Raw genomic sequence first — 11,118 nt, 5'->3', positions numbered from 1 at the left:
ACAAGAAAGAAAAAGGGGGCCGGTGGGGGCCCCCTTTTCTTCGTTCCTGGCGGCCGGGTTCAGGCCAGCATGCCCATGGGATTTTCCAGGTGCCTGACGATGGCCTCCAGCAGCTGGGCGCCGAGCGCGCCGTCGATCACCCGGTGGTCGACCGAGAGGGTCATCGACATGACGTTGCGGACCACCACCTCGCCATTCTCGACCACCGGGGTCTGGATGCCGGCACCGACGGCGAGGATCGCGCCATGCGGCGGGTTGATCACCGCGTCGAAATTCTCGATCCCGAACATGCCGAGGTTGGAGATGGCGAAGCTGCCGCCCTGGTATTCGTGGGGCGCGAGCTTCTTGGTCTTGGCGCGGTTGGCCAGATCCTTCATCTCGGCCGAGAGGGCGGATAGCGTCTTTTGCTGCGCGTCCTTCAGGACCGGGGTGAAGAGCCCGCCCTCAATGGCCACGGCGACGGCCACATCCGACGGTTTCAGCTTGAGGATGCGGTCGCCGGCCCAGACCGCGTTCGCATCCGGCACCTCTTGCAGGGCCAAGGCGCAGGCCTTGATGATGAAGTCGTTCACCGACAGCTTCACGCCCCGCGATTCCAGCTGCTTGTTCAGCATGGCGCGGAACTTCATCAGCTCGTCGAGCTTCGCGGACCGGCGCAGGTAGAAATGCGGAATCGTCTGCTTGGCTTCCGACAGGCGGGCCGCGATGGTGCGGCGCATGCCGTCCAGCGCCACCTCCTCGGTCTCGCGGTCGGCATAGAGCTTGAGGATGGTTTCCGCGGAGGGACTGGCGGGGGCTGCGGCCGCCGGGGCAGGAGCGGCGGCTTTCGGGGCATCAGTGGCGGCGGGTCTGGCCGCGCCGGGCTTGGCGCCTTCGACATCTGCCTTGACGATGCGGCCATGCGGGCCGGAACCCGTCACGCCGGCAAGGTCGATGCCTTTTTCCGCCGCGATGCGCCGGGCGAGCGGCGAGGCGAAGATGCGCCCGCCCGCCGCCGATTTCGGCGCGGCCGGGGCAGGGGCGACGGCGGCGGCCGTCGCTGCCGGGGCGGCTTCGGCTGTCGCCGCCTCGGGCCTAGCTTCCGCCTTGGCCGCCGGGGCGGCGCCGATGTCATCGGCGGATTCGCCCTCTTCCAGCAGCACGGCGATGGGGGTGTTCACCTTGACCCCCGCCGTACCCTCGGCCACCAGGATCTTGCCCAGCTTGCCTTCGTCCACGGCCTCGAACTCCATCGTGGCCTTGTCGGTCTCGATCTCGGCGATGATGTCGCCGGATTTGACCTCGTCGCCCTCTTTGACCAGCCATTTGGCCAGCGTGCCCTCTTCCATGGTCGGAGAAAGCGCGGGCATCAGGATTTCTGTCGGCATCTCGCTCGCTCCTTAACGGTAGGTGACTTTCTTGACCGCCGCTACCACCTCGTCGGAGGTGATCAGCGCGTGCTTTTCAAGGTTCGCGGCATAGGGCATGGGCACGTCCTTGCCGGTGCAGTTGATCACCGGCGCGTCGAGATAGTCGAAGGCGTTTTCCATGATATGGGCCGAGAGGTGGTTGCCGATCGAAGCGACCGGGAAGCCCTCCTCCACCGTCACGCAGCGGTTGGTGCGCTTGACCGATTCGATCAGCGTGGCGTAGTCGATGGGGCGCAGGGTGCGCAGGTCGATCACCTCGGCCTCGATGCCTTCCGACGCCAGCTTCTCGGCGGCTTCGAGCGCATGGACCATGCCGATGCCGAAGCTGACCAGGGTCACGTCGCGGCCGGGACGCACGATCTTGGCCTTGCCGAAGGGAACGGTGAAATCCGGAAGATCCGGCACCTCGAAGCTGCGGCCGTAGAGGATCTCGTTTTCCAGGAAGATCACGGGGTTCGGGTCGCGGATCGCCTGTTTCAGCAGGCCCTTGGCGTCGGCCGCCGAATAGGGCATCACCACCTTGAGGCCGGGGATCTGCGCATACCAGGCGGCGTAGTCCTGGCTGTGCTGGGCCGCCACGCGGGCGGCGGCGCCGTTCGGGCCGCGGAAGACGATCGGGCAGCCCATCTGGCCGCCGGACATGTAAAGCGTCTTGGCGGCCGAGTTGATGATATGGTCGATGGCCTGCATGGCGAAGTTGAAGGTCATGAACTCGACGATGGGACGCAGCCCGGCCAGCGCCGCACCGGTGCCGATGCCGGCAAAGCCGATTTCCGAGATCGGCGTATCGACGACGCGGCGCGGGCCGAACTTGTCCAGAAGGCCCTGGCTGATCTTGTAGGCGCCCTGGTATTCGCCGACTTCCTCGCCCATCAGGAAGACGGTCTCGTCGCGGGTCATTTCCTCTTCCATGGCCTCGCGCAGGGCCTCGCGCACGGTCATGGTCTTCATCGGCGTGCCTTCCGGCCAGTCGGGCGACTGGTCCGCGACCGGGGTCGGGGCAGGGGCGGCCGCCTGCGCCGGAGCGGACGGAGCCTCGGCCCTGGCCTCGGCGGGTGCGGGCTCGGCTTTCGGTGCCGGGGCGGCATCGGCGGATTCGCCCTCTTCGACCAGGACCGCAATGGGGGTGTTCACCTTGACCCCCTGGGTGCCCTCGGCAATGAGCAGCCGGCCGAGGATGCCCTCGTCCACGGCCTCGAACTCCATCGTGGCCTTGTCGGTCTCGATCTCGGCGATGATGTCGCCGGATTTCACGCTATCGCCTTCCTTGACCAGCCATTTGGCCAGCGTGCCTTCCTCCATGGTCGGCGACAGGGCGGGCATCAGGATTTCGGTTGCCATGGTTCCCTCCCCTCAGGCGTTCTGTTCCGCGCCGCCCTGCGGCACTTCCTGGGCATAGATGTCGCTCCAGAGCTCCTCCAGCGGCGGCTCGGGGCTGTCCTTGGCGAACTCGGCGGAATCGTTCACGATGTCCTTGATCTCCTTGTCGATGGCCTTGAGGTCTTCCTCGGAGGCATGCTGGCCTTGCAGCAGCAGCTCGCGGACGTGCTCGATCGCGTCGCGCTCGTCGCGCATCTTCTGCACTTCCTCGCGGGTGCGGTATTTCGCCGGGTCGGACATCGAATGGCCGCGATAGCGATAGGTCATGACTTCCAGGATGTAGGGCCCCTTGCCGGCGCGGCAATGCGCCACCGCCTTTTCGCCCGCGGCCTTGACCGCCAGCACGTCCATGCCGTCCACCTGCTCGCCCTTGATGCCGAAGGCCTCGCCCCGGCCGAAGAGCGTGGTCGACTTGGTCGAGCGCTTCATCGAGGTGCCCATGGCATATTGGTTGTTCTCGATGACGAAGACGACGGGCAGGCTCCACAGCTCGGCCATGTTGTAGGTCTCGTAGACCTGGCCCTGGTTCGAGGCGCCGTCGCCGAAATAGACGAAGGTGACGTTGTCGTTGCCCAGGTACTTGTCGGCGAAGGCGAGGCCGGCGCCCAGCGGCACCTGCGCCGCGACGATGCCGTGGCCGCCGTAGAAATGCTTCTCGCGGCTGAACATGTGCATCGAGCCGCCCTTGCCCTTGGAATAGCCGCCGATGCGTCCGGTCAGCTCGGCCATCACGCCGCGGGCTTCCATGCCGCAGGCCAGCATATGGCCGTGGTCGCGATAGGAGGTGATGCGCTTGTCGCCTTCCTTCGCCGTGGCTTCGAGGCCGACGACGACGGCCTCCTGGCCGATATAGAGGTGGCAGAAGCCGCCGATCAGGCCCATGCCGTAAAGCTGGCCGGCCTTTTCCTCGAATCGCCGGATCAGCAGCATGTCGCGGTAGTATTGAAGCAGCTCATCCTTGGACACGTTGGGCGTGCTTTGCTTGGCTGCGGGCTTTCTGACCATGGGCCTCCTCCTCGGGGCGGGGATAGTTCAGCGTTAAACTAATTCTAGGCGAAGCTTTCGGGGGAAGTAAACCGGACTCGTGCATCCGTCCAGAGGGCAGATGCGGAAAGCCGCCTGCGCTGGGGAAATAGTCGAGGCGCGCAAGGGGGCGTCGCCGCGTCCTGGGGCGCGGGTGCATGGGTATTTGGGAAACGGTGAATGACGGGGCCGGGCCTGGTGGCCTGGCATTCAGCGGATGATGATCTCGTCGGCGCGCACCAGGCCCAGCACGTCGCGGGCGCGTTCGTCCAGCAGGTCGAGGTCGAGATATTCGTCCGACAGGCGCCGCGCCAGGTTGCGCATCCGGTCCACCTCGGTCTGCAGCTTATCGCGCTGCTGGACCAGTTCCTGCGTTTCGGCCTGCAACTGCACCCGGCGCAGGATGCCGGATGGGCCCTGCACCGCCGCATAGGCGAAATAGACGCCCAGAAGGATCATCACGACGAAGAAGATGATGGCGCTGATCGACAGGCGTTGGGTCATGCACGGATCATAGGGCTGCTCGGCTGTTTCGGGCGATCATGCCACAGGCGGCCCGTCGGGGGAATCCCCTAAGCGCCGCGCAGGATGTCGTCGAGCACCAGGGCCATGACCCGGGCGGAATCCCGCATATCGTCCACCCCTACCCATTCGTCGGGCTGGTGCGCCAGGTCCAGCACGCCGGGCCCGTAGGCGATGCAGTTTTTCAGCTTGCCGATGCGGTCGATATGCTTCTGGTCGTAGGTGCCGGGGCTGACCACGTAGCCGGCTTCGCGGCCCAGCACCCGTTCGATGGCGGCGGCGGTCGAGCGCACCACCGGCGCCTCGCGGTCGGTCATGCTGGGGATCACCTCGAAGAGGTCGCGGATCTCGTAGGTGAAACCGGGGCGCGCCGCCTTGACCTTTTCCAGCAGCGCCGTGACCTCGCGCTTGACCTCGGACAGTTCCTCCTCGATCAGGAAGCGGCGGTCGATCACGATGCGGCAGCGGTCGGCGACGCAGGGCGCCGGCAGGCCGGTGAAGTCCGGGCCGTGATCCGGCTCGCCGCCGTGGATCGAGTTGATGTTCAGGGTCGAGTTCCGCGCGCCTTCGGGGATCACCGGCATTTCCGTGTGCTTGCTCATCAGCAGGGGGAACAGCGTGCGCTCCATTTCTTCCAGCACCGCGCCCATGTGGCGGATGGCGCTGTCGCCCAGGAAGGGCATCGAGCCATGGGCGATGCGGCCATGCGTCTCGATCTCGGCCCACCAGACGCCGCGATGGCCCAGGCAGATGCGGTCCTTGTGCAGCGGCTCGGGGATGATGACATGGCCGACATGGGCAAAGGCGCCCTGGCTCGCCAGGTAGGCCACGCCGCCGAAGCCGCCCGATTCCTCGTCCGCGGTGGCGCTGATCTCGATCTGGCCGGGATGGTCGGGGTAAAGCGCGACGAAAGCCTCGGCCGCGATGATGCTGGCGGCCAAGCCCCCCTTCATGTCGCAGGCGCCGCGGCCATAGATGCGTCCGCCCTCCAGTTCGGCGGCGAAGGGATCGCGGCTCCAGCCGTGGCCAACCTCGACCACGTCGTGATGGCTGTTGAAATGCACGCAGTCGCCGGGCGGGCCGCCCCGATGCCGGGCGACCAGGTTCCAGCGCGGAAAGGCCTCGCTGTCGCCCGGCGCGCCATGGGCGCGGATCAGTTCGCAGGCCCAGCCCTGCGGCGCCAGCCGCGCCTGCAGGTATTCGCAGATCTCGCGATAGTTGCGGCCCGGCGGATTCAGCGTCGGAATGCGGATCAGATCCCGGGTCAGGCGGACCAGGTCGTCGCGGCGGTTTTCGATCTCGAGGGCAAGGGCGTCCATGGCGCAAGGCTAGGCCGGGCGCGGCGGCGCGGCAATGGGGTCATTGACAGTCGCGGCGCGGGGGCCTTCCATGGGGCAGGATTTTCGCAACCAGGGTCTGCCCGATGATCGCCTTTCTTCGCCTGATCGGCATGGTCCTGGTCGTCGAGCTGGTCTTTTACGCGCTGATCTGGATCTATATCCGCAGCCTGCGCCGGGAAGAGCTTGAAAAGGAATGGGATCGCCGCCACCCCGAGCGCGCGGGGCCAAGCCCGGAACGCGCCGAGTTCGTGCGGCGTTCGATGGTGGGCTTCAGCAAGACCCTGCGGGCGCGGCTCGTCGGGCTGGTGCTGGTCCTGCCGGTGGTCGCGATCATCGTGATCATCGTGATCGTGAACTACAATTGAGGGGGCGCCGATGCGCTGGTTCCTGACCGTCCTTGGGGTGATCTTCGGGATCGTGGTCTTCCTGTTCCTGGATTACACGCTGCCCTCGAAGCAGACGGTCCGCATCACCAACACCTACAACCGGCTGACGGATATCGGCGCGAATGCCTTTTTCTATGCCTCGCCCGATACCGGCACGGTGCAGAACGCCCAGGGCCAGCGCGACGTGCGCTTCATCGACACGGTACGGCCGAACGGCAAGCCCTATGTCTATCGCAACGAGGATACCGGCTGGATCTGGCCGCCCTATTTCAAATACGACAGCTCGAACCTGCATGCGCAGGCGACCGATCTGCGCTCGACCGCGACCAGCCCGGAATGGGTCAGCGTGACCTCTTACGGCTGGCGCATCGCCTGGCTCTCGGTCTATCCCAACGCCATCTCGATCAAGCCGGTGGCGGGGCCCGAGGTGAAGCCCTTCAACTGGGCGGCGCAGATCATCCTGCTGATCCTGGGGGCGCTCTTGTTCCTGCTCTGGCGCATGTGGAACCAGTTCCGCGAGCGGACGATCAACCCTGCCGTGCGCTCTGCCGACGAGGCCTGGGACCGGCTCGACGCCCGGGCGGACGCGGCCCGCGACCGGGCGCGCGGGCGCATGCGGCGCTGGTGGGACGGGCTGCGGGGGCGCTGAGCGATGGAGCGCAAGAACCCCGGCACGGATTTCAGCCTCGACTGGTTCGAGACCATCCAGGTCAACACCCCGGCGGCCGAGCGCCGCGCCGCAAGCCTGACCGCGCGCCGCAGCCTGAAGAAGGAATGGCAGGCGGCCTGGCTTCTGAACGCGGTGCGCTGCATCGACCTGACCACGCTGGCGGGCGACGACACGCCCGACCGTGTGGCGCGGCTTTGCGCCAAGGCGCGCCAGCCGGTCGATGCCGGCCAGTTGGCGGCGCTGGGGGGCGAGCATCTGACCACCGGTGCAGTCTGCGTCTATCCGACCATGGTGGCGGCGGCGAAACGCGCCTTGCAGGGCACGGCGATCCCCGTTGCCTCGGTCGCGACGGGCTTTCCCGCCGGGCTGATGCCCTTGGACCTGCGGCTGGCCGAGATCCGCTATGCATTGGACCAGGGCGCGGATGAGATCGACATCGTGATTTCCCGCGCGCTGGTGCTGCGCGGCGAATGGGCGGCGCTTTACGACGAGATCTGCGAGATGCGCGAGGCTTGCGGCCATGCCCGGATGAAGGCGATCCTGGCGACGGGCGAGCTCAAGACCCTTGGCAATGTCGCCAAGGCCAGCCATGTCGCCATGCAGGCCGGCGCCGATTTCATCAAGACCTCGACCGGGAAGGAGCCGGTGAATGCCACGCTGCCGGTGTCGCTGGTCATGCTGCGCGCGATCCGAGACTATCGCGATCGGACCGGATTTTCCGTCGGCTTCAAGCCGGCCGGCGGGTTGAAAACCGCCAGGGACGCGCTGAACTGGCAGGTGCTGATGGCCGAGGAACTGGGCCGCGACTGGCTGCGGGCGGATCTGTTCCGCATCGGCGCCAGCTCGCTTCTGGCCGATATCGAGCGGCAGATTTCCCATCACGTCACCGGGCGCTATGCTGCCGCCCATCGTCTGGCCGCGGGGTGATGATGCCGAAGGTAAGCGAGATCATGGAAAGCATGGAATACGGCCCCGCGCCCGAGGATGCCTCGGCCGTCCGCGACTGGCTGCGCGAACGCGGCCGCTTCGGCCATTTCATCGCCGGGCGATTTACCCGGCCGGGCGAGACCTTCGCCAGCCGCGATCCCTCGACCGGCGAGGAACTGGCGCAGGTCACGCAGGGCACCGCCCGCGACGTGATGAAGGCGGTGCGTGCCGCGCGCCGGGCGCAGCGCGGTTGGGGCGCCATGCCCGGCCATGTGCGGGCGCGCTTCCTCTATGCCATCGCCCGGACGATCCAGAAGCGCGAGCGGTTCCTGGCGGTGCTGGAGACGCTGGACAACGGCAAGCCGATCCGCGAAAGCCGCGACATCGACGTGCCGCTGGTGGTGCGGCATTTCTACCACCATGCCGGCTGGGCCGAACTGGCCGAGACCGAGTTTCCCGGCCACGGCCCCTTGGGCGTCTGCGGCCAGATCATCCCGTGGAATTTCCCGCTGCTGATGCTGGCCTGGAAGGTGGCGCCGGCGCTGGCCGCCGGCAATACCGTGGTGCTGAAGCCCGCCGAATACACGCCGCTGACCGCGCTGGTCTTTGCCGAGATCTGCGCCCATGTCGGCCTGCCCGCCGGGGTGGTCAACATCGTCACCGGCGACGGCGAGACCGGCGCGGCGCTGGTCGCGGCCCCGGTGGACAAGATCGCCTTCACCGGCTCGACCGAGGTCGGGCGCGGCATCGCCCGTGCCGTCGCCGGCTCGGGCAAGCGGCTGGTGCTGGAACTGGGCGGCAAGTCACCCTTCGTGGTCATGGAGGATGCCGACCTGGACGCCGCCGTCGAGGGCGTGGTCGACGGGGTCTGGTTCAACCAGGGCGAGGTCTGCTGCGCCGGCTCGCGCATCCTGGTTGCCGAATCGGTCGCCGCGCGGTTCGAGGCGCTGTTGCGGGCGCGGATGGGCAAGCTGCGGCTTGGCGCGCCGCTCGACAAGTCCACAGATATCGGCGCCATCGTCGACCCGGTGCAAAAGGACCGCATCCTGCGCATCCTCGACCGGGCGACCGCCGCCGGGGCGGAACTGGTCGGCGGAACGGCGGCGCCGGGCTGCTTCATCGCGCCGGGCTATCTGCGAAACATCGCCCCCGCCAATCCCGGCATGGTCGAGGAGATCTTCGGCCCCATTGCCACGCTCTCGACCTTCCGCACTCCGGACGAGGCTGCCGACCTGGCCAACAATACCCGCTATGGGCTGGCGGCCTCGGTCTGGTCGGAAAGCGCCACGGTGGCGACCGACATGGCGGCGCGGATCAAGGCCGGCGTGGTCTGGGTGAATTGCGCCAACCTCTTCGATGCCGCCGCGCCCTTTGGCGGCATGCGCGATTCGGGCTATGGCCGCGAGGGCGGGCGCGAGGGGATGCTGGACTATCTGGCCGTCCCCGTCGCCGCGCAGCGCGACCCGGCGCCGTCCGAGATCGTCCCGGCCAAGGGCTCGGGGATCGACCGCACCGTCAAGCTCTATATCGGCGGTGCGCAGAAGCGGCCGGACGGCGGCACGAGCTACTTCGCACAGGACGAGCTGGTACCGCTGGGCAACCGCAAGGACATCCGCAATGCGGTCGAGGCGGCGCAATCGGCATTGGCGAAATGGCAGGGCCTGGGCGGGCACGGCCGGGCGCAGGTGCTGTATTTCCTGGCCGAGAACCTGGCGCAGCGTCGCGCGGAATTTGCCGGTTACGCCAGCCCGGCCGAGGTCGATGCCGCCATCCGCCGCTGCTTCTTCTATGCCGGTTTCGCCGACAAATACGACGGCGCGACGGTCTCGGCCAAGCCCGGCCACCTGTGCCACGTCCAGCCCGAGCCGCATGGCGTCATGGGGTTGGTCGCGCCCACCGCCGCGCCGCTGGCGGGCTTCATGGCGCTGGTGCTGCCGGCCATCGCCATGGGCAATGCGGTGGTGGCGATCCCGTCGCAGGACCGACCGATGGCGGCGCTGACGCTGGCGCAGGTGCTGGCCTGTTCGGACGTGCCGGGCGGCGTGGTCAATATCGTCACCGGCCCGCGCGACGAACTGGCGCGGGCGCTGGCCGGCCATGACGGCGTCTCGGCCATCTGGCATGCCGGCCAGGGCGAGGGGCTGGCCGAGGTGCAGCGCGCCGCGGCCGAGACCCTGATCCCGGTCTGGGCCCCGGCGCCGCGCGACTGGAGCGATCCGCAGGCGCAGGGCCGCGAGTTCCTGCGCGCCGCCAGCCGGACCAAGACCGTCTGGCTGCCCTATGGCGCGCTTCCCGCCGGCACCGGCAGCACGGCCTATTAGGTCATCGGGCTGGCCCTGCCCCGGCGGGGCGACCGTGGCGGACGGAGGGCGTTGTCATCCGCCCGCCCGGCGGGCAAGCTCGGGCGGTCCCAGCACCGGAAGCGCCCATGTATATCCCGCCGCATTTCCACGAGATCGACCCGCAGGAGATCGCCGCCCTCATCGAGGCGTCGCCCCTGGCCTGCATCGTGGCGCAGACCTCCGAGGGGTTGATCGCCAACCATGTCCCGCTGCTGGCCGGTCCCGGCGGCACGCTGATCGGCCATGTGGCCCTGGCCAACGACATGCACCGGCTGATCGCCGAGGGCCAGGAGGTGCTGGCGATCTTTCGCGGCGAGGACGGCTATGTCTCGCCGAACTTCTACCCGACCAAGCCCGAGCATCACCGCCACGTCCCGACCTGGAACTACCAGGTGGTCCATGTCCATGGCGGCATCGCCTTCCAGCATGACGAGCATGCCAAGCGCGCGGCGGTCGGCCTGCTGACCCGCAGCCACGAACGGCGGGTGAACGGCGCCGAGGCCTGGCGCATGGCCGATGCACCGGCCGATTACATGCAGCAGATGCTGGCCGGAATCGTCGCCTTCCGCATCGCGATCCGCCGGACGCTGGCCAAATCCAAGCTGAGCCAGAACCGCGAGGCGCGCGACTATCACGGGGCCATTGCGGGGCTGCGGGCCAGCGGGCGCGAGGCGATGGCCGAAGCGATGGCAAGGCGGCGGCCAAAGGACGCCTAGGCGCCGCCTTCATTTAAGGATTCCCATACTGTCTGAGTTCTGTTTCAAGATCGAAAACGGAGGCGATCTTGAGCAGGCGGACGCTGACAGACGAGCAATGGGAACGGATCGGGCCTCTGTTGCCCGGCAAGGCTGGTGATCGGGGCCGCAGCGCTGCGGACAATCGGCTGTTCATCGACGCGATCCTGTGGTTGGCACGAGGTGCTTCGCCCTGGCGCGACCTGCCGCCGGAACTGGGCACTGGAAGAGCGTCTACACCCGGTTCCGCCGCTGGTCCCGCGCCGGGGTCTGGGAGCGTCCTTTCAGGGAGTTGAGCGCCGATCCCGACTTCGAATATGTGCTGGTCGATGCCACCATTTCCAAGGTCCACGCAGATGCGACCTCGCAAAACGGGGGCTTGAGG

Annotated in this window: 10 protein-coding genes and 1 pseudogene; 6 read left to right on the top strand and 5 right to left on the bottom strand. The window is 67.6% G+C overall.

Annotation, left to right across the window (positions count from 1 at the left end; all coding sequences use genetic code 11):
• Window positions 1-59: 59 nt before the first annotated feature.
• From ACDP63_RS15910 to ACDP63_RS15890, 5 genes are all read right to left on the bottom strand, one after another.
• On the bottom strand, window positions 60-1,367 hold the full coding sequence (locus tag ACDP63_RS15910) for a pyruvate dehydrogenase complex dihydrolipoamide acetyltransferase (RefSeq protein WP_024844926.1): 1,308 nt from the start codon (window positions 1,365-1,367) through the stop codon (window positions 60-62).
• A gap of 12 nt (window positions 1,368-1,379) precedes the next feature.
• Window positions 1,380-2,750, bottom strand: coding sequence for a pyruvate dehydrogenase complex E1 component subunit beta (locus ACDP63_RS15905; RefSeq protein WP_024844925.1), 1,371 nt, complete (start codon window positions 2,748-2,750; stop codon window positions 1,380-1,382).
• A 12-nt stretch (window positions 2,751-2,762) separates the two neighbouring features.
• Window positions 2,763-3,794: a pyruvate dehydrogenase (acetyl-transferring) E1 component subunit alpha gene (gene pdhA / locus ACDP63_RS15900; RefSeq protein ID WP_024844924.1), complete on the bottom strand. Its 1,032-nt coding sequence runs from the start codon at window positions 3,792-3,794 to the stop codon at window positions 2,763-2,765.
• Between the two features lie 228 nt (window positions 3,795-4,022).
• Window positions 4,023-4,316 carry an FtsB family cell division protein gene (locus tag ACDP63_RS15895; protein ID WP_024844923.1) on the bottom strand — a complete coding sequence of 98 codons (294 nt, stop codon included), beginning with the start codon at window positions 4,314-4,316 and terminating at the stop codon, window positions 4,023-4,025.
• Window positions 4,317-4,384: 68 nt separating this feature from the next.
• Complete coding sequence (locus ACDP63_RS15890) at window positions 4,385-5,653, bottom strand: acetylornithine deacetylase/succinyl-diaminopimelate desuccinylase family protein (protein ID WP_028710481.1); 1,269 nt, start codon at window positions 5,651-5,653, stop codon at window positions 4,385-4,387.
• A 104-nt stretch (window positions 5,654-5,757) separates the two neighbouring features.
• Here ACDP63_RS15890 and ACDP63_RS15885 point away from each other — a divergent pair, with 104 nt between their 5' ends.
• The 6 genes and pseudogenes from ACDP63_RS15885 to ACDP63_RS15860 form a co-directional block, all read left to right on the top strand.
• Entirely contained in the window at window positions 5,758-6,039 is a 282-nt protein-coding gene (locus tag ACDP63_RS15885) for a hypothetical protein (protein ID WP_024844922.1), read from the top strand.
• 10 nt (window positions 6,040-6,049) lie between these two features.
• Window positions 6,050-6,709 carry a DUF1523 family protein gene (locus tag ACDP63_RS15880; RefSeq protein WP_409928277.1) on the top strand — a complete coding sequence of 220 codons (660 nt, stop codon included), beginning with the start codon at window positions 6,050-6,052 and terminating at the stop codon, window positions 6,707-6,709.
• Window positions 6,710-6,712: 3 nt separating this feature from the next.
• Window positions 6,713-7,657 (top strand): deoxyribose-phosphate aldolase, encoded by a 945-nt coding sequence (gene deoC, locus ACDP63_RS15875; RefSeq protein WP_024844920.1) that lies wholly within the window; start codon window positions 6,713-6,715, stop codon window positions 7,655-7,657.
• Window positions 7,658-7,659: 2 nt separating this feature from the next.
• The gene (locus ACDP63_RS15870; RefSeq protein ID WP_409928281.1) at window positions 7,660-9,978 is read left to right on the top strand and encodes an aldehyde dehydrogenase family protein; all 2,319 of its coding nucleotides are present in this window, start codon (window positions 7,660-7,662) and stop codon (window positions 9,976-9,978) included.
• A gap of 107 nt (window positions 9,979-10,085) precedes the next feature.
• Window positions 10,086-10,715: an FMN-binding negative transcriptional regulator gene (locus ACDP63_RS15865; protein WP_024844918.1), complete on the top strand. Its 630-nt coding sequence runs from the start codon at window positions 10,086-10,088 to the stop codon at window positions 10,713-10,715.
• 68 nt (window positions 10,716-10,783) lie between these two features.
• Window positions 10,784-11,118, top strand: a pseudogene (locus ACDP63_RS15860) (IS5 family transposase); the annotation flags it as partial.

It is taken from the genome of Paracoccus sp. P2, from assembly GCF_046335115.1.
Classification (GTDB): domain Bacteria; phylum Pseudomonadota; class Alphaproteobacteria; order Rhodobacterales; family Rhodobacteraceae; genus Paracoccus; species Paracoccus pantotrophus.
This window is presented reverse-complemented; position numbering and strand designations above follow the sequence as displayed.